The 18,713-nt window shown below is 42.2% G+C and carries 21 protein-coding genes; 14 read left to right on the top strand and 7 right to left on the bottom strand.

From position 1 onward, the window contains the following. Window positions 1–25: 25 nt before the first annotated feature. Complete coding sequence (locus Q0A12_RS10005; RefSeq protein WP_291292508.1) at window positions 26–895, bottom strand: Cof-type HAD-IIB family hydrolase; 870 nt, start codon at window positions 893–895, stop codon at window positions 26–28. Between the two features lie 128 nt (window positions 896–1,023). Between Q0A12_RS10005 and Q0A12_RS10000 the strand changes: the two genes are divergently transcribed. From Q0A12_RS10000 to Q0A12_RS09980, 5 genes are all read left to right on the top strand, one after another. After that, window positions 1,024–1,701 carry a uracil-DNA glycosylase gene (locus tag Q0A12_RS10000; protein WP_291292507.1) on the top strand — a complete coding sequence of 226 codons (678 nt, stop codon included), beginning with the start codon at window positions 1,024–1,026 and terminating at the stop codon, window positions 1,699–1,701. A gap of 152 nt (window positions 1,702–1,853) precedes the next feature. Further along, window positions 1,854–2,837, top strand: coding sequence for a phosphate acetyltransferase (gene pta, locus Q0A12_RS09995; RefSeq protein WP_291292506.1), 984 nt, complete (start codon window positions 1,854–1,856; stop codon window positions 2,835–2,837). 472 nt (window positions 2,838–3,309) lie between these two features. After that, the gene (tsaE, locus tag Q0A12_RS09990; protein WP_291292505.1) at window positions 3,310–3,783 is read left to right on the top strand and encodes a tRNA (adenosine(37)-N6)-threonylcarbamoyltransferase complex ATPase subunit type 1 TsaE; all 474 of its coding nucleotides are present in this window, start codon (window positions 3,310–3,312) and stop codon (window positions 3,781–3,783) included. Next, window positions 3,776–4,303, top strand: coding sequence for a GNAT family protein (locus Q0A12_RS09985; RefSeq protein WP_291292504.1), 528 nt, complete (start codon window positions 3,776–3,778; stop codon window positions 4,301–4,303). The genes tsaE and Q0A12_RS09985 overlap by 8 nt, the downstream gene beginning before the upstream one ends. 5 nt (window positions 4,304–4,308) lie before the next feature. After that, window positions 4,309–4,827, top strand: a complete 519-nt coding sequence (locus tag Q0A12_RS09980) for a GNAT family N-acetyltransferase (protein WP_291292503.1) — start codon at window positions 4,309–4,311, stop codon at window positions 4,825–4,827. Window positions 4,828–4,846: 19 nt separating this feature from the next. Here Q0A12_RS09980 and Q0A12_RS09975 read toward each other — a convergent pair whose 3' ends face one another. Further along, on the bottom strand, window positions 4,847–5,380 hold the full coding sequence (locus Q0A12_RS09975; RefSeq protein WP_291292502.1) for a 3'-5' exonuclease: 534 nt from the start codon (window positions 5,378–5,380) through the stop codon (window positions 4,847–4,849). Between the two features lie 101 nt (window positions 5,381–5,481). Next, a complete protein-coding gene (locus tag Q0A12_RS09970; protein ID WP_291292501.1) occupies window positions 5,482–6,234 on the bottom strand; it encodes an exodeoxyribonuclease III in 753 nt (250 codons plus the stop codon). A gap of 90 nt (window positions 6,235–6,324) precedes the next feature. On the opposite strand from Q0A12_RS09970, the gene Q0A12_RS09965 reads away from it, so the two are divergent. The 3 genes from Q0A12_RS09965 (at window position 6,325) to Q0A12_RS09955 (ending at window position 9,562) form a co-directional block, all read left to right on the top strand. Continuing rightward, the gene (locus Q0A12_RS09965; RefSeq protein ID WP_291292500.1) at window positions 6,325–7,254 is read left to right on the top strand and encodes a Gfo/Idh/MocA family oxidoreductase; all 930 of its coding nucleotides are present in this window, start codon (window positions 6,325–6,327) and stop codon (window positions 7,252–7,254) included. A 60-nt stretch (window positions 7,255–7,314) separates the two neighbouring features. After that, complete coding sequence (gene murB / locus Q0A12_RS09960) at window positions 7,315–8,217, top strand: UDP-N-acetylmuramate dehydrogenase (protein WP_291292525.1); 903 nt, start codon at window positions 7,315–7,317, stop codon at window positions 8,215–8,217. Window positions 8,218–8,449: 232 nt separating this feature from the next. After that, window positions 8,450–9,562: a hypothetical protein gene (locus Q0A12_RS09955; RefSeq protein WP_291292499.1), complete on the top strand. Its 1,113-nt coding sequence runs from the start codon at window positions 8,450–8,452 to the stop codon at window positions 9,560–9,562. A gap of 485 nt (window positions 9,563–10,047) precedes the next feature. On the opposite strand, the gene Q0A12_RS09950 is transcribed toward Q0A12_RS09955, so the two are convergent. Genes Q0A12_RS09950 through Q0A12_RS09935 form a run of 4 tightly spaced genes read right to left on the bottom strand, consistent with a single transcriptional unit; the run spans window position 10,048 to window position 12,993 of the window. Next, window positions 10,048–10,683, bottom strand: coding sequence for an ECF transporter S component (locus Q0A12_RS09950; RefSeq protein WP_291292498.1), 636 nt, complete (start codon window positions 10,681–10,683; stop codon window positions 10,048–10,050). Window position 10,684: 1 nt separating this feature from the next. Further along, window positions 10,685–11,242 (bottom strand): phosphopantothenoylcysteine decarboxylase, encoded by a 558-nt coding sequence (gene coaC / locus Q0A12_RS09945; protein WP_291292497.1) that lies wholly within the window; start codon window positions 11,240–11,242, stop codon window positions 10,685–10,687. A gap of 12 nt (window positions 11,243–11,254) precedes the next feature. Next, window positions 11,255–12,007 carry a phosphopantothenate--cysteine ligase gene (gene coaB / locus Q0A12_RS09940; RefSeq protein ID WP_291292496.1) on the bottom strand — a complete coding sequence of 251 codons (753 nt, stop codon included), beginning with the start codon at window positions 12,005–12,007 and terminating at the stop codon, window positions 11,255–11,257. Next, window positions 12,004–12,993 (bottom strand): acryloyl-CoA reductase, encoded by a 990-nt coding sequence (locus Q0A12_RS09935; RefSeq protein ID WP_291292495.1) that lies wholly within the window; start codon window positions 12,991–12,993, stop codon window positions 12,004–12,006. Before Q0A12_RS09935 ends, coaB begins: the two co-directional genes overlap by 4 nt. Window positions 12,994–13,345: 352 nt before the next feature. Between Q0A12_RS09935 and Q0A12_RS09930 the strand changes: the two genes are divergently transcribed. The 6 genes from Q0A12_RS09930 to Q0A12_RS09905 form a co-directional block, all read left to right on the top strand. Beyond that, on the top strand, window positions 13,346–13,888 hold the full coding sequence (locus tag Q0A12_RS09930; protein WP_291292494.1) for an XRE family transcriptional regulator: 543 nt from the start codon (window positions 13,346–13,348) through the stop codon (window positions 13,886–13,888). Between the two features lie 16 nt (window positions 13,889–13,904). Further along, window positions 13,905–14,993: an ABC transporter ATP-binding protein gene (locus tag Q0A12_RS09925; protein ID WP_291292493.1), complete on the top strand. Its 1,089-nt coding sequence runs from the start codon at window positions 13,905–13,907 to the stop codon at window positions 14,991–14,993. 10 nt (window positions 14,994–15,003) lie between these two features. Beyond that, window positions 15,004–15,813: an ABC transporter permease gene (locus Q0A12_RS09920; RefSeq protein WP_291292492.1), complete on the top strand. Its 810-nt coding sequence runs from the start codon at window positions 15,004–15,006 to the stop codon at window positions 15,811–15,813. Continuing rightward, complete coding sequence (locus Q0A12_RS09915) at window positions 15,810–16,646, top strand: ABC transporter permease (RefSeq protein ID WP_291292491.1); 837 nt, start codon at window positions 15,810–15,812, stop codon at window positions 16,644–16,646. Before Q0A12_RS09920 ends, Q0A12_RS09915 begins: the two co-directional genes overlap by 4 nt. Further along, the gene (locus tag Q0A12_RS09910; protein ID WP_291292490.1) at window positions 16,643–17,716 is read left to right on the top strand and encodes an ABC transporter substrate-binding protein; all 1,074 of its coding nucleotides are present in this window, start codon (window positions 16,643–16,645) and stop codon (window positions 17,714–17,716) included. The genes Q0A12_RS09915 and Q0A12_RS09910 overlap by 4 nt, the downstream gene beginning before the upstream one ends. Before the next feature lie 474 nt (window positions 17,717–18,190). Further along, the coding region (locus Q0A12_RS09905) for an HTH domain-containing protein (protein WP_291292489.1) at window positions 18,191–18,713 on the top strand (523 nt) is incomplete at its 3' end.

Here is an 18,713-nt window from a genome sequence, read left to right as displayed (position 1 = left end):
CTTGTATCCCGAAAAGCTGCGTCAATTATAAATTCTCGTCGATTGCCCGAATGATTGCCTTGCCGACTCCTGATTCAATGTTCGTATCGGTTAGATACTTCGCATATTCTTTGACTTCAATTTCTCCGTTCCCCATGGCAAAACTGACACCAGCCAGCTGTAACATACTGACATCGTTCAAGTTATCCCCAATCGTCATTACATCAGACAAAGGAATGTTCCGCTCGTTGGCAACATGTGCTACCGCGATTCCTTTTTGTGCATTGCGATGATTGATCTCAATATTGTTTTGTCCAGAAGAGGTAACGACTAAGTCCCCATAACCATCGATTTCCTGAGTGATTGGTCCTAAGACGCGAGCCCCATCTTGATGGAAACAAATGATCTTCAAGATTTCCAGTTCTTCAATCGCAAACAATTCATCGAAATTTTTGACATAATTGATTGGCAAGAAAGCCAGTCTTGCTGCAGTCATGGCGATCGCCATTTTATGGGTCAAATGGGGCATCACCTCCGCTGTATGAATCGCAAAATTTTCAATCCGGCGGGTCTGACTTTCTGAATAGATGCCGTTACTTGTGGAAATCTCGAAATAAATGTTTTTTTCTCTTAATAAGTCCATCAATGAACGGGTTTTTTCTTTTGAGATAGGAACTGTGAACAGAGAAGTTCCTGACTGATCAAAAACTTGTGCGCCATTTAGAGTGATCATGGCACAATCAATGCCCGCTTCTTGTAAAGGCGGCAAAGCTTCTTTGCGGTTGCGTCCAGTGGCTACCACAAACTCCACTCCTTTGGATTGCGCATATTTGATCGCTTGAATATTTTCTTCTGAAATCTGCATGTTGGCATTTAATAAAGTACCGTCCATATCAGAAGCGATTAATTTTATCATTGTCAGCGTCCTTTCTTATGGTTTCTATAGAATAGTGTACCACAAATCGGTAATAATTTTTGAGAATGTCTTCTTGTTTATTAGGCGGATCTTTTGTTATCCTTAACTAAAAGCAAAGGAGTGAGAGGATGAGAAAGATTTTAGAAAACGATTGGCAAGAAGTTCTGCAATCTTCATTTGATCAAGCGTATTACCAGCAATTACGGGAATTTTTGAAAGTAGAGTATGCAACGCAGAAAATCCATCCGGCGATGGACCATATTTATGAAGCGTTAAAGCTGACCCCTTACCATGAAGTGAAAGTAGTGATCTTAGGTCAAGACCCTTATCATGGACCAAATCAAGCTCATGGGTTGTCTTTTTCCGTCCAGCCAGGTGTGCGGATTCCACCTTCTTTACGCAATATTTATAAGGAATTACAAAGCGATCTGGGCATCCAACCGGTCTCTCATGGGTACTTGGTTTCTTGGGCCCAGCAAGGAATCTTATTGCTCAATACAGTCTTAACTGTTCGGGAAGGACAAGCCTATTCCCACCGCGGCAAAGGTTGGGAGCAATTGACAGATACCATCATCGAAAAACTGAATCAACGAGAAAAGCCAGTGATTTTTGTCTTATGGGGAAAACCTGCACAGCAAAAGAAAGCACTGATCGATACGAAAAAGCATATCATCATTGAATCGCCACATCCAAGCCCATTATCAGCCAGTCGAGGATTTTTTGGCTCTAAACCATTTTCCAAGATCAATCAAGCGTTGATTGCGTTAGGTGAAACACCCATCAATTGGCAATTACCAGAAAAATAATACAGGGGTAAAACTGTAATAGTGCAGAGAAGACAGACTGTGAAATACGTAACAAAGAATATCTTTTTCAATTAGTACAGCATTTTTATCTGTTCTTTTTTTTACAACTATTGTACAATGTAAGGGTATAAAAAAACTGGAGGTCTTTATCCGTGGAACTATTTGAAAGTTTAAAATTTAAAATCGTGCGTCGTCATATCAAAATCGTTTTCCCAGAAGCAACGGATCCTCGTATCCTTGGTGCAGCAAGCCGTTTACGTTCAGAAGAATTGGTAGAACCAGTTTTGATCGGTAACCCTGCTGAAATCGAAAAAGCAGCAGAAGCACGGGGAATCAATATTTCTAATTTTGAGATCCTTGATCCTGAAAACTATGATCGTTGGGATGAAATGGTCGCAGCTTTTGTTGAACGCCGAAACGGCAAAGTAACAAAAGAACAAGCCGAAGAAATCTTAAAAGATGTCAACTATTTTGGTACGATGTTAACTTACATGGGAATTACTGAAGGAATGGTTTCAGGTGCGATCCATTCAACCGGTGATACGGTAAGACCTGCATTGCAGATCATTAAAACAAAACCAGGCGTAAGCCGCACAAGCGGAGCCTTTTTGATGGTTCGCGGCCGTGACCAAGAGAAATACCTATTTTCTGACTGTGCCATCAATGTGAACCCTTCTGCACAAGAATTAGCAGAAATCGCTGTTGACTCAGCTAAAACAGCTGAATTATTTGATATCGATCCAAAAGTTGCGATGCTTAGCTTCTCAACAAAAGGTTCAGCAAAAGCACCAGAAGTCGATAAAGTCGTTGAAGCAACAAAAATCGCCAAAGAATTGGCACCTGAATATCAAATCGATGGCGAATTGCAATTCGATGCTGCCTACATTTCAGCAGTCGCTCAACTAAAAGCACCAGAATCAGAAGTAGCAGGTAAAGCAACAGTCTTTGTCTTCCCTGATTTACAATCTGGAAACATCGGCTACAAAATCGCTCAACGTTTCGGCAACTTCGAAGCAATTGGACCAATCCTACAAGGTTTGAATAAACCAATCTCAGACCTATCTCGTGGATCAAACGAAGAAGACGTCTACAAACTATCCATCATCACCGCAGCACAAACATTGATGGACAAATAATCAAACAACCAACCAGCCGTTCCTTCCCAAAAAGGAACGGCTTTTTGCTGCGAATCACAACGATTGGCTTGCGGAGCAAGACAGAGTTGATGATGAGCAGTACTAGGCGACCAAAGGGAGCGTAGTAACCTTCGTAAGAATCACTGTGATTGACACTCAAAGAGTGGCAGAGCAGATGATGAGCAGCGGGGACCAAAGGGAGCGTAGTAACCTTCGTAAGAATCACTGCGATTGACACTCAAAGAGTGGCAGATGATGTGCATCAGCGACCAAAGCAACATACTAACCTCTAAATCACAACGATCACCGCAGTTACTGAGGACGAAACGAGCTTCATTACCTTTGCAACAATCACCGAAATTGCTTTAGCAAAGTGCCTTTTTTTCAAAAACTGCCCGTAGCGCGCTCTTTACTTTTGTTTCTAAAACAAGCTATACTAGCATCAATCGAAAAAATAAAGGACGGATCAAACATGATAACGATCGCTGATTTAGCAGCAACAGAAAAATTCGCCGAAGTGATCGGCAAAACGGCACTGCCCGGAGACAATTTGGTACTGACTGGGGAACTAGGAGCCGGCAAAACCACATTGACCAAAGGGATTGCTCGAGGGTTGGGCATCAGTCAATTGATCAAAAGCCCTACCTATACGATCATTCGTGAATATACTGAAGGTCGGATACCCCTTTATCACATGGATATCTATCGGGTAGAGTTTGGTGCATCTGATCTTGGGCTAGATGATTATTTTGAAGGCGATGGTCTTTCTGTGATCGAGTGGGGGAATCTTTTGGAAGAGTCTTTACCAGAAGATTATTTGGAACTGATTTTGGAAAAAGATGATACAGAAGAGCAAAAACGTTTTGTGAAATTGCTTACATTTGGTCCGCGAGCTGAAGCTTTCCAACAACGCATTTTGGCGCAATGGGAGGCAGAAAATGAGTGACATCCACTTGACACTGCGGGAGGCCCGTGGCGAAGATGCGGCGGCACTTTTAGCTGTCAGTCAGAAGATTGGGCAAGAAACAGACTTTTTGATCATGGATGAAACAGGACTCGCTTTGCCGGAAGCAATGTTGGCAGAGGAGCTGGAAAACCTGTATCAACAAGACACGCATCTGTTATTGCTAGCTCTTGATGACGAGCAAATTATTGGGATGGCTTCTGTCAAAGGCTATGCAGAATGGCGCATAGCTCATGCAGCGGAGGTAGGCATTTCGATCTTAAAAGACTATTGGGGGATGGGATTAGGATCGCTCCTTTTAGAAGAATTGCTTGACTGGGTCAGTGAAGTCGGGCTGTTGTCACGATTAGAGCTAACGGTTCAAGCGCGCAATGAGCGGGCGGTCCATCTCTATCAGAAGTACGGATTTGAAATTGAAGGCTGTATGAAACAGGCTGCCCAAACAAAAGACGGGCAACGAATCGATGTGCTAATGATGGCAAAATTAGTGGAAGAGGAGTGAGAAGGATGATTCTGCTTGAACCGACGATAGCAGACAAAGAACAGGTAGCAGCGTATCGGGCCTCATTTTTAGAAAACAATGAAATCATTCATGGAAGTTCTGGACTGGAAAATGCTGAATCGATCGAAAAATGGCTTGAACTACAAGAAGCCTATAAATCACCGGCAACTGTTCCCGCAGGCCATGTCCCTAGTCGGGTTTATCTGGCGAAGGAAGCCAATCAAGTCGTTGGAATCTTGAATCTCCGGTTAGAACTAAACAACTATCTCCTACAATATGGTGGTCATATTGGTTATTCCGTGAAAAAATCATTTCGTCAAAAAGGGTATGCCACAGCAATGCTTGCTCAGTCCTTGCCGCTTGCCAGAAGTTTTGGACTAGAAAAAGTATTAGTGACTTGTGATGAAAAAAATTTGGCTTCCGCTAAGGTTATTGAAAAAAATGGTGGCCAATTGGAAGATATACGGATCGATCCGACAGATGGCAGTTCTACTCGTCGCTACTGGCTTTCAACCAATCAGTGAAAAAAACAAAAACTGATACTCATTTTACGAGTACCAGTTTTTTTAATGGGTCGATCCCAAAATCATTTTCTTGGCGTAATAAAATCTGTGCGCAGGCACGACTATCTTCTAAGGCATCATGGTGGTTTAGCAACGGAATCTGCAATTGCTGGCAGACGGTATTCAACTTGTGATTGGTAAATTCCGGATAAAGCTTGCGGCTTGTCCGTACAGTACAAAGAGAAAGGTAATTTGGTTGCTCGATGCCATAGTAATCCAGACAGCCGGCTAAAACACCGGTATCAAAACCAGCATTGTGGGCAACGATCAGACTGTTGAGATTATAATATTGTTGAATCTGTTGCCAAACATCGGGAAATTTTGGCGCATCTGCGACGTCTTCCGGATGGATTCCATGAATTTGAATGTTTTTCCAAAAGAAATCCGTTTCCGGTTGAATCAGTGTGTAGTATTCCCCAACGATCTTACTATCCCGAACCATCACCAATGCCAATGAACAGGCACTGTGCTTTTGGTAATTTGCTGTTTCAAAGTCCATTGCGATAAAATTCATTGCCTTCACCTCAAAGCTATTCTAGCACAAATCATTGGAATGAAAAGTCCCAAGTTTTTTGTAGGCGAAGGGATCGGTTTGAATAAAAATTTATCAATTGTTTAGTTTATCTGCAGCTCAACAGGGCAATGATCACTACCTAAAACGTCTGTGTGGATCTTGGCATCAACCAGGCGATCATTCAAATCATCCGAGACAACAAAGTAGTCAATGCGCCAGCCGGCATTATTTTTGCGGGCGTTAAAGCGATAACTCCACCAAGAATAAATACCTTCTGCATCAGGATAAAAGTAGCGGAAAGTGTCCGTAAAACCTGCGGAGAGCAATGTTGAAAATTTTTCCCGTTCTTCAGGAGTGAAGCCGGCATTTTTTTGATTGGTTTTCCAGTTTTTAAGATCAATGTTTTGATGGGCGACGTTCAGGTCACCACATAGAATAACGGGTTTTTGCTGTTTCAACTCGGTCAAATAGGCACGAAAAGCATCTTCCCAGGTCATGCGGTAATCGAGACGTCGCAATTCATTTTGGGCGTTGGGGGTATAGCAAGTGACTAAAAAGAATTCAGGGTATTCCAGTGTGATCACCCGACCTTCGGTATCGTGTTCTTCAATGCCGATTCCGTAATGAACAGCAAGTGCCGGTTCTTTTGCAAAAATTGCAGTGCCGGAGTAGCCTTTTTTTTCGGCATAATTCCAGTATTGCGTATAGCCTGGCAAATCCAGTTCGATCTGCCCTGCTTGCAGCTTTGTTTCTTGCAAACAGAAAAAGTCTGCATCGAAGTTTTCAAAAGCTTCCATAAAGTTCTTTTTAACGATTGCTCGTAAGCCATTCACGTTCCAGGAAATAAATTTCATATTTGTCCTCCTCGGTTCAACTATATTTTCCATTCTACCGAAAAAAAGTGTAAGATTAAAGCAAGACGTAACGTTTAGGAGGAATCAGCAATGAAGATCGGTGTTATCGGGTTAGGAAATATTGCGCAAAAAGCTTATTTACCCAGTTATATTGCCTTGCAGGATCAAGGGGAATTTTATTTTGCTACACGCCGGGAATCCGTTCAGAAGGAATTGAAACAACGGTATCAGTTGGATCATATGTACACGAATCTGGAAGAATTGATCGATCAAGGAATCGAGGCTTGTTTCATTCATACTGCTACTGGCAGCCACTATCAGTTGATCAAAAAATGTTTGACAGAAGGCATCCACGTCTTTGTCGATAAACCGGTCAGTGAAAATCTTGCTGAAGTAGAAGAATTGTTCGCATTAGCTCAAGCAAAAGAAAAGGTCTTGATGGTTGGTTTCAATCGTCGCTTTGCCCCAATGGTCGAACAATTAAAACAAATTCCAGATAAGCGGATGATTTATCTGTCAAAACACCGGCAATCTGCCAGTCAAGACACAGATTTTGTGATCTATGACCTTTTTTTGCATTTGGTCGACACGGCGGTTTATCTATTGGATGAACCGATCATCGCTCATTCAAGTCAGATCAAAGAATCGGCAGAGGGATTAGAGACGGCGACACTGATGTTGGAAACGGCCCATACCACAGCGATCCTGACGATGGATCTCAAGAGTGGTGCCAATACGGAAGATTATCGAATCACTGCCAAAAGCGGCACCTATGATGTGAGAAATTTGACGACTCTTACAGAAACGGCCGCCGGTGCAATCAGCCAGCATGAGTTTGGAGATTGGGAGACCACATTGAGCAAACGAGGCTTTTATCCGATGGTCTGTGCATTTCTTACTGCGCTAACGGATCCTTCAGCTGTCGATTTGCGTCAAGAACAAGTGGTGAAAAGCCATCAACTTTGTCAAGATATGATTGCGTCGAATCGGAAGGTAAAAAGTGGTTCTTTAGAGAAGTAGCAACTTTTGAATGAACATGCTAAAATGGTTAAGATGTTTAATGTGAAAGGACTCTTTCTTGTGAATAAAGAATTGATGATCAAGCAATTTCCAGAAATTGCTTTACTAAAAGATGAAGCTTTATTGAATTATACGTATACGAAAACCGGCGGCCCTGCAGATATTTTAGCGTTTCCTAAATCTGCCAAAGAAGTGGAACAGATCGTTGCTTATTGCCGGGAAAACGACATTCCTTGGTTAGTCTTAGGCAATGCCAGTAACTTGATCGTTCGTGATGGTGGGATTCGCGGTGTCGTGATCATGCTGTCGGAAATGAATCAAGTACAGGTGGAAGATACCACATTGATCGTGGAAGCAGGGGCAAAACTAATCGATTCCACTTATGTGGCACTCCATGAATCCTTGACCGGGTTTGAGTTTGCTTGCGGCATTCCGGGAAGTGTCGGCGGCGCTGTATTTATGAATGCCGGCGCTTATGGTGGCGAGATCCAAGATATTTTTGCATCGTGTCAGGTGTTGCTGGCGGATGGTCGGGTAGTGACTATGACGAAGGAAGACATGGCTTTTTCCTATCGCCACAGTGTTTTACAAGAGCAACAAGCAATCATCTTGTCTGCTCGTTTTGAATTGAAAAAGGGCGATCAAGCACAGATCAAGCATCGAATGGATGAGTTGACTGAATTGCGCCAACTGAAACAGCCTTTAGAATATCCTTCTTGCGGCAGTGTTTTCAAACGTCCTCCTGGACATTTTACCGGCAAATTGATTCAAGACGCTGGTTTGCAAGGGTTGAAATGGGGCGGCGCCCAAATTTCAGAAAAACATGCGGGGTTTATCGTTAATATCGATCATGCCACAGCGACAGACTATGTAGAACTGATTGCCCATATCCAACAAGTGATCAAAGAACGTTTTGATGTTTGCTTGGAGACGGAAGTCCGAATTATCGGGGAAGTAAAATAAGGCAGCAAAGAGATTGTGACAAAGTCTGATGACAAATCCATATCTGAGAGGCTACTGCAGGGCTTTGCGAGGTAATAATGCTTCACGAAGCTTGTAGCTTGGAAATTTCAGGTGTTTTTTGTCATTTTTGACTATTGCCGCAATTTTTTTTAAGCGAGGTGGGGCTGCTATAGGAGTTAACGCCGCATCCTACCTTGGATACGATCAAGAAAAGGGAAAATGGAGGAAGAATATGAAAAAGTGGTTTGGTATTGTGTTGTTGGTGGGGCTGGTCTTTTTATCTGGGTGTACAAAATTACCTCAAGAACAGTTTGCTGAAGATTTGAAAGCACAGAAATCAGTCAACGCCGGTGATTTCAGTTTATCGGTGGATACCTTTGATATTGAAGGGGCAGATCTGCAAAGTTCAGAAGTAGGGATGATCTTCTCGCAATTAGCGGGAGCCAAAATCGCAGGGAATTTTGCTGAGGATCCAAAAAGCAAAAACATTCGTTTCGAATCGACACTGACATGGGGAGAAGAAGAGGTACCACTGAATCTTTTGATCGATGGTAAGAGCCACGAGAGCTATCTTTCAGCTGAAATGTTTGCGAAAATGATCGATGCATTCGCATTTGGCAATTTTGGCGATAGTAGTCAAACTGGAGAGGATACTTTCAAGGGCAAGTACATTCAACTGTCACCGGAAGAGATGGCAGACATTGATGCGAATCAGCTATTGGAGACCAATCAATTGTTTTCTTCTGAAGTGATGAGCGATTACATCAAAACGTTGGATAAGGACTCCTTCAAAAAAGAGGGGGACACGATCACCCATACTTTCACGAAACAAGAGCTAGAGGGTTTGGTTGAATATGCCAAAAAACAAGACGCAGATACAAGTGAAATCACACAGTGGGAAGAATTGCTAAAAGATACGAAAAGTATTGAATTAACGGTATCTGTCAACGCTAAGAAACAAAATCAGAAAGTGGTTTTGAACATGACCCAGTCTGGTGATCTACCCGTAACGGTCGGTTTGACCTTTACCATTAATGGCAAGGAAAGTGATGAGAAAGTCCAGTTGCCAGCTTCAGAAGACGTGATTGATGAAGAAACCCTCTTTGATTCTTACCAAGAAGATTCACTCTTGGGTGACAGCTATGAAGAAGATACCGCTGACGATTGGACGGGGTATTCGTTAACCGATGAAGAATTTGAGCAATTGTTAGAGATGGCGCCGATTGCTGTGAAGGAAATGACAGAGGATGAAATCGCTGAGTTTTTACTGATTTATAAAAACATCCTGACTGATAAACAATACCAACAGTTATCAGAAGTATTACAAGTAAGCGGGAATTTATAAGCTGAGCTTGCTTGATGTAAGAAAAGAATCACTGATGCAAGCAGTAACACCCATCGTAGTAGTTACTAGAAAAGCACAACTTTCTAGTAACTACTACGATGGGCTTTTTTGTCTGCTTTTTTATATCTAAATGAGGAAAGTTTAAAAGGCACGCTTACGACATAAATCTGCGAATGAAAAGCTAACTTCAAGAAAGCAGTGCAGTACCTAGCGCGAGAACGCTAGCTCTTCAATCCCCTCCGTTTAAGTAACTATGAATCAAAAAATGCGGCTCCCTGATAGAGAAAAAGATGTTCATATTTCGAGGGATGAATGTCATTCATTAAAATACGACGACCTCATTCCAATTAAAATCAGAAATAAGGCCATCGCATCCTAAATTTATTCTATTTTTTCTTAAAGTCCGTTTGTGAACCATTTGTATAAGTTGTTTATTTGCTGTCCGCTTGAAAACTTTCGACTCCAGTTGCGTGATTCTGATTGCATCAGAATCGTGGTTTTTTCGTCAATCGGAGTAAAACAGAAGCGACAGCCATCGTTGCAATCCCTGCGACGATCGCTTCTGGTATGCCTTGTGTCAAAATGACGCCTAGAATGACTGTATAAACAGCAGTGCCGGCGTTGCCGATTGCCGCAGCATATTCTTGTTGGAACAAGAAGTAGATAAGATTCATGACCAAAATAGTATTGGTCAATCCTCCAGCGATCCCAGCAATCAATAAAGAGGTGCTTTGTCGTTTGTTTTTCCACATTTTTTGGCAAGCCTTAAAGACAAAATAAGGAACGACCCCAATTAATATACGAGGAATCAGAGCGACCAAGATGGCTTTCCAGCTTCCGTGATCCATGCCATAGACCGGAACAAAGGGCGAGAATACAAACGAAAGCGGTGAAATGATCCAAGTAGAGCGGACCATACTAATGATGCCAAACGCCCCTCCCAGAAACCCACCGATCCGCGGGCCTAAAACGATCGAGGCGATGATCACAGGAATGTGCATCGTTGTGGCATTGATTGGACCTAAAGGGATGAATCCTAGAAAAGGAACCGATGCTAAAAGGATCAAGATTCCTAGGAAAAATGCGGTTAAAACTAAATCAAAAGTGGCTATTTTTTTCATGTTACACTCCTCGTACTTCCAGTGCTGCAACAGCTTGTTCAACGATTGTTTCTACCGTTGCCAAAGCACCGCGGCCAAAATCTCCGCAAGCCAGCAATGCTTCCCGAGGCTCAATTTCTTGATAACCGACCTCTTTCAAGATAGCAAGATTTCGTTGAAGAATTGGATTTTGATACATATTCGTATTCATCGCTGGTGCAATCAGCTTTGGTACATTCGCAGTCAGTGCCAAAGCAACTGTTGAAATCAGATCATCTGCTAAGCCATGTGCCAATTTGCCAATCAAATTGGCGCTGGCTGGTGCAATCAGAAAAAGATCCGCTTGTTTAGCCAATTCGATATGGTTGATGCGATCCGGTTGCCGCTCTTGCATCACGTCCACATGGACTGGTCGTTTGGATAAAGATTGCAAAGTCAATGGAGTGATAAATTCCGTACTATTTGCAGTCATCAGCACATCTACCGCATATCCTCGTTTTGTCAATTCATTCGCGATATCTGCTGCTTTATAGGCAGAGATACTGCCGCTGATACCAAGTAATACATTTTTTTGTTTCATTTTAATTCCTCCTTATCCGAGGCTTTTTCCATTTGTTAACAATGTGTCAACGATCAGTGTAGCAATCTCAGATTTGGTATGACCCGTACCGACTTTATCATTTGCGGTTAATAAGTGTCCAATATGTTGATTTCCTTTGATCGTTGTTAAGTCATTGGCTAAGACATAGTCCCCATGACTTTTCGCCAGACTTCCACGTGCCACTTGAAAAAGGGTCTCTTCCGAAACATCGACTAATAATTTAAAGCCCACTAATATTGTCTGAGGCTGTATTTCTTTAATGCGCTGAATGACTTTCGGCGTTTTCTCTAAAACCATCAGCAAATGATCCGTATCTGAAGAAAGTTTACCGACGGATTCTACTGGTTGTGCCAACAGTGCAGTCAGCAACTCAGGGGTCACTTGATGATTGAATTGAGGCAACAGTTGATTCACTGCTGTCAGAAACGCTTCTTGAGACCAACTGCCGGCAGGTGTAAAATCACTGACCGCCATGCTGTGGATCACGGCAAAGTAAGTATGTTCTGACAATAAGGATTCAAGACAATGCAGTAATTCCAGAGTGCCTTCGATATAGTGGACCGTCAACCGAGAATGCTCCGCAGGCAGCTTCGATTGGCGCGTGGTGACATAGTCAACTTCTGCCCCTTGTTGCAGCCAGGCTTCTGCCACGGCTTTGCCTAGGGAGCCGGTGGAATGGTTGGTGATTGCCCGTACCGAATCGATTTTTTCAGAAGTGCCACCGGCTGTAATCAATAGTCTCATGCTTCTGCTGCCACCTTGATGATCGTCCGTCCTTGATGGGTGCCGGCTAATAGAGAAGCCAATGTTTCTGGCAAGGCCTCAAAAGTGATTTCCTGACCATATAGCTGATCGGCAACGTTCCAGTCTGTTGCCAAATGCTGCCATAGTTCTTGGCGGATAGTTGTATCCACATTGACGGAATCAATTCCGATCACACGAATTCCCCGAAGAATGAATGGTAAAACTGTTGTTTCGATTTTGATACCCCCGGCATTGCCGCATAAAAAGGCACCACCACCGTAACGAATTTGCGGCAATAAAGCGGAAAGAAGGGACCCGCCAACGGTATCAATGACTGCAGCTACCGTTTGCTTCGCTAGCGGTTTGATTTTTTCTGGCTGCCAATCAGCTGGGTCTGCGAGTTCAGTAGCACCTAGTGTCAGCAACCATTCTGCTTCTTTTTTCCGAGAAAGGGCGATGATGTTGGTATAGCCTAATTTGTGAAGCAAAGCGATACTGATACTTCCCACACCGCCAGAAGCGCCAGTAACAACAATCGGTTCTTCTTTGGCAAGGGCAAGCTTTTCCAATTCGGCAACAGCTAATGCAGCGGTAAAACCAGCAGTCCCATAGCGCATACTGTCTTTAGCGGATAAGGTTTCCGGACGTTTGATCAGCCACTCAGCCGGTACTCGTTGGTATTGGCTGAAGCCACCGGGATGGGAAACCCCTAAGCCATAGCCAGTCAACAAGACTTGATCACCCACTGAAAAATTGGGATTTTGGCTTTCAACGACTTCGCCAGCCAAGTCGATCCCTGGTGTCATGGGGTAGGTGCGGATCACGCCACCATTTTCTTTTGCTGCTAAAGCATCTTTATAATTGACATCGGAATAAGCAACTTTGACAAGGACGTCTCCATCCGGTAAATCTGTCACGTCACAGGTGGTTAACGCAGCAGTAAATGTTGGTTCATTTGTTACGACATAAGCTGAAAATTTTGTCATTCAAGACAACTCCTTTAATGGTTTGAATTCATGATACCATAATCTGATTGATTTTTAATCACAGTTGTTAAACAGATAATTATTCAAGCTGCATTTTCTTCGTTAGAATAGAAGGAAATCTACGAAACCCAAGAAATAAACGGCTCGACTCTGTTCTGGCAATTCGTCAAGGACAGTCCTTTTTAGAACGACAATCGCTCCATAAAATTCTCTTCAAAAAAGGATAAAAAAGACTTGTTTTTTTTAGAAAAGTTTGTATACTGGAAAAAGTGAAATTAAACTTGAAGTTTACTATTAGCAAACTTTTTTTGTGCAAACAGTAGGCAATTTTTTAAATCAAGGGGGAATGTAGATGGAGATTGGCGAAAAGCTCCGCAACTTGCGGGTCCAAAAAAATCTGACACAAGAGGAATTAGGAGAACGAACCGATTTGTCCAAAGGGTATATCTCCCAGTTGGAGAGAGACTTGAGTTCCCCTTCAATGGAAACTTTTTTTAACATCTTAGAAGTTCTCGGGGTGACCCCCGAAGAATTTTTCCGCCAAGAAAACGCAGACCATCAGGTGGTCTATCGGGAAGAGGACAGTACAAGCTATTACGATGAGGAAAATGGCTATGAATTACGGTGGCTGATTCCAGATTCAAATGAAAAAGAGATGGAACCGGTGTTGCTGACCTTTGAGAAAGCCGGCGAGTATAAGACCTTTGAGCCTTCTTTGGCAGAAACCTTTATTTACGTGTTGGAAGGAACGATCCTGCTGACACTAGGGGAGTCTGAATACAAAGCACGTAAGGGACAGTCTATTTATTACCAAGCAACAGAACCACATCAATTGAAAAATATTGGCCGGCAAAAAAGCCGCGCCTTGATCGTTGTAACCGATTCTTATTTATAATTTAGGGGGAAAAAGTGTGGGAAAAACAATTATTTCGTTCAATAACGTAGTCAAACGATTTGATGACGATGAAACCGTTTTGAAAAATGTTAGTTTTGATATTGAAGAAGGGCGTTTCTATACACTTTTAGGCCCTTCCGGATGTGGGAAAACCACGATTTTGCGCATCATTGCCGGTTTTTCAGAAGTAACAGAAGGGGATGTGTATTTTGATGGGCAACGCATCAATGATGTGCCAGCGAACCAGCGGCAAGTCAACACGGTTTTTCAAGATTATGCGCTGTTTCCACATATGAATGTCTTTGAGAATGTCGCTTTTGGTTTGCGGATCAAGAAGCTGCCGAAGGATGAAATCACCAAGAAAGTCAAAGAAGCGTTGCGATTGGTTCAGCTGCCAGGGTACGAAAACCGCGAAATCAGTGAAATGTCCGGTGGTCAGCGCCAACGGGTAGCGATTGCCCGTGCCATCGTCAATGAACCAAAGGTGTTGCTGTTAGATGAACCGTTATCCGCTTTAGATTTGAAATTGCGGACAGACATGCAGTACGAATTGCGGGAATTGCAACAACGGTTAGGAATTACCTTTATTTTTGTGACCCACGACCAAGAAGAAGCATTGGCCATGAGCGATGAGATTTTTGTCATGAACAAGGGCAAAATCATTCAAAGTGGGACACCAGTAGATATTTATGACGAACCGATCAATCATTTTGTGGCGGATTTTGTAGGGGAAAGCAATATCGTGAATGGCACAATGATCGATGATAATTTAGTCGAGTTTGTCGGCAAGCGTTTCGAGTGCGTGGATGGCGGTATGCGGGCCAATGAACCTGTTGAGATCGTGATCCGTCCAGAAGATCTCAGTTTGACCACAACGGAGAAAGGCAAACTGATCGTTGAAGTGGATACACAATTGTTCCGCGGCGTCCATTATGAAATCATTTGTTACGATGAACAAGGCAATGAATGGATGGTTCATTCAACGAGAAAAGCCAAAGAAGGCAGCAAGATTGGTTTGTCTTTTGAACCAGAAGACATTCACGTCATGCGTTTCAATGAATCAGAAGAAGATTTTGATGCTCGCTTAGAGAGCTACGAAGATTAGGAGGGAGCACATGGCAAAAATGCGGCGTTTATACGCAATACCTTATGTCTTTTGGTTATTGCTATTTGTTATCGCACCAGTATTACTGATCATCTATCAATCCTTTTTCGATATGGATGGGAATTTTTCATTCGTCAATTATCAGAGTTATTTAGGCTCAGGCAAGTATCTGATCATGACACTAAATTCGGTCTGGTATGCCTTTTTGATCACGTTGATCACGCTGATCATCAGTTATCCTACGGCTTACTTTTTGACAAAACTGCGTCATAAAGATTTGTGGTTATTGCTGATTATTTTACCAACATGGGTCAATTTGCTGTTAAAAGCCTATGCCTTTATCGGTATCTTTGGGATCCATGGCAGCGTCAATCATTTTCTGGAAATCATGGGTGTCGGGCCAAAACAGATTTTGTTCACCGATTTTAGCTTTTTAACGGTGGCGGTCTATATTGAGCTGCCTTTTATGATCATGCCGATTTTTAATGCACTGGAAGAAATGAATCCTTCATTGATCAGCGCAAGTCGTGACTTAGGGGCGAATAGTTATGAGACATTCCGCCGGGTCATTCTGCCTTTATCATTGAACGGAGTCAAAAGCGGGGTACAGGCAGTTTTCATTCCTTCCCTTTCCCTTTTCATGTTGACACGTTTGATTGGAGGAAACCGCGTGATCACGCTAGGAACTGCAATCGAGCAGCATTTTCTTGTGACACAAAACTGGGGCATGGGTTCAACGATCGGTGTGATCTTGATTATTGCCATGTTCTTAGTGATGCTCCTGACAGGTGAGAAGAAAAAAGGAGGACAACGAAAATGAAAAAATTCCGCTGGTCAAATCTTTATCTTGTCCTTGTCTTTATCCTATTGTATGTACCGATCTTTTATTTGATTTTTTATTCTTTCAATGATGGCGGTACGATGAATGAATTTACTGGCTTTACCTTTGAACATTATCAATCCGTCTTTCAAGATACACGGCTGATGATCATTGTATTAAACACCTTTATGCTGGCATTTTTATCCGCCCTTTTTGCAACGGCAATCGGCACATTTGGTGCAATGGGAATCTACTATACGAAAAAACGCCGTACCCGAACGGCATTGTTAAGCTTGAACAATATTTTATTGGTTTCGCCAGATGTCATTATTGGTGCCAGTTTTCTGATTTTCTTCACGATGATCGGTAATTTGTTCCGCGGTTTCAGCCTAGGATTTTTCAGCGTATTACTGTCTCACGTGGCATTCAGCATTCCCATCGTTGTGTTGATGGTTCTACCAAAACTGCAAGAAATGAATGATTCCATGATTGATGCTGCGCGGGATTTAGGTGCCAATAATCTGCAAGTCGTCAAGAATATCATTTTGCCTTTTCTAACACCAGGGGTCATCGCTGGCTACTTCATGGCTTTCACCTATTCACTAGATGATTTTGCCGTGACATTCTTTGTCACAGGGAATGGCTTTAGCACACTTTCTGTGGAAATCTATTCCCGAGCACGTCAGGGAATCAGCTTAGAAATCAATGCATTGAGTACATTGGTTTTCATTTTCTCAATGATTCTAGTCGTAGGGTACTACTTTATCAGCAAAGAAAATGTATCAAAAAAATTGCGTAAGAATCGACGAGCGGAGGTGGCAAATCTGCGATGAAAAGATTACAATCGTTGGTCATAGGAATTGTCGCCATCATTTTGGTACTGCTGTTTGGTGTGCGGGAATTGGAACATTCTTCTGGCATGGCAGGCGCCAAAGTGTTGAATATCTATAACTGGGGCGATTATATCGATCCTGCGCTCTTAAAAAAGTTTGAGAAAGAGACTGGCTATAAGGTCAATTATGAAACCTTCGATTCCAATGAAGCAATGTTCACGAAAATTCAGCAAGGGGGAACTTCTTACGATATTGCTATCCCCAGTGAATATATGATCCAAAAAATGATGGAAGAAAACTTATTGAAACCCTTAGACCACAGTAAAATAAAGGGCCTAGACAACATCGACCCACGATTTTTGGATTTAAGTTTTGATCCAGGCAACAGCTATTCGATCCCCTATTTCTGGGGGACCCTTGGCATCGTCTACAATGACAAGTTTTTTGCTGAAGGTGAGATCAAAGAATGGGATGACCTGTGGAAACCAGAACTAAAAGACAGCATTATGCTGATCGACGGTGCGCGGGAAGTCATTGGGCTTGGTCTGAACAGCTTAGGGTATTCGTTGAACAGCAAAGACGACAAACAACTTGAAGCAGCCTTCAATAAATTACGCAAAATGACACCAAACATCAAGGCCATCGTGGCCGATGAAATCAAAATGTATATGGCAAATGAAGAAGCTTCCGTAGCCGTAACTTTCTCTGGAGAAGCAGCCGACATGATGTACGAGAATGAACATATCCATTACGTCATTCCCTCCGAAGGCTCCAATCTTTGGTTTGACAATATGGTCATTCCCAAAACCTCCAAAAATGAAGAAGGTGCCTATGCATTCTTGAACTTCATGCTTGAACCAGAAAATGCTGCCCAAAATGCGGAATACATTGGTTATTCGACACCAAACAAAAAAGCCCTCGCATTATTGCCAGATGAAATCTCCCAAGACCAACAGTTCTACCCTTCAGATGAACTGATAAAACATTTGGAAGTCTATGAAAATCTAGGCGCACAATATCTGGGCATTTACAACGACTTGTTTTTAGAATTGAAGATGTATCGGAAGTAGTGGTAAAACTCAGTTAATGGGTTTAAAGGAATCTCTTACATTAGAAGGGCCTATGCTCTCTTTCCCACCAAATTAGATAGTTCAATATTTTGTAGTAGAACAACTGAAAGTTTTATCCAAGCCAGTTAGGTTATGCCTAACTGGTTTTCCTTTTTTCAAAAAAATCATAAATGAGTTATCAAAAAAATCGAATTTTTTGAGATGACATTCTGATGATGCGTTTCATAGGAGAGCAAGCAGATTTATCAAGTGTGATTGCAACGTGATGGCTACCATTTTTGAGAAATATAACGAACGGTTTCCATTATTTATGTCCTTCTTTCTGCAACAAGTAAGTAAGATGTTGTACCGACTTGTTGCAACGAATTGTAATATGCATTTTTCTAAAGCACATCTATAATAAAGCTACGATCCTGATAACGCTATCAAAAGATTAAGGCCTTTATTTTGGATAGTTAGGAAGTGATTATCGTCATGCTTACAAAAAGACAAAAAAAATTATTAGAGTTATTAGTGCGACAAAGTGACTTCAAAACAGTCGATTATTTTGCAAGCAAATTGGGTGTTTCAAAAAGAACGACGCACAGCGAATTAGGGATCATTGAAGAATATCTCCAGAGCTCGGGAGAATATCTTGAGAAAAAGCGCGGCGTTGGTATTGCGCTAAAACGTTTCAAGGAAGTTGAGGGAATCGAGAATAAGAAAGAAGAAAGTGACCTTTACAATACATTCAACCGAAGAATTGAGATCATGAGTATCTTGTTATTCGATGAAAAGGTGGTTAGCTTCAACCATTTATCGGAAAGATTTATGGTGAGTAAAACTTCAATTATTAAAGATTTTGAATTCATTATGAAAATATTGAATGTTGGATCAAGTATCAAGCTGTGCAGCGATGTTCATGGCACGTCATTATTGGGGACAGAGGAAGACGTCCAAAAAGCATTGCTGCAGTTTAATCGCTATTTACTTAATAATTCAGAACTATATGATGAGG

The organism is Enterococcus sp. (assembly GCF_022711995.1).
Classification (GTDB): domain Bacteria; phylum Bacillota; class Bacilli; order Lactobacillales; family Enterococcaceae; genus Enterococcus_D.
This window is presented reverse-complemented; position numbering and strand designations above follow the sequence as displayed.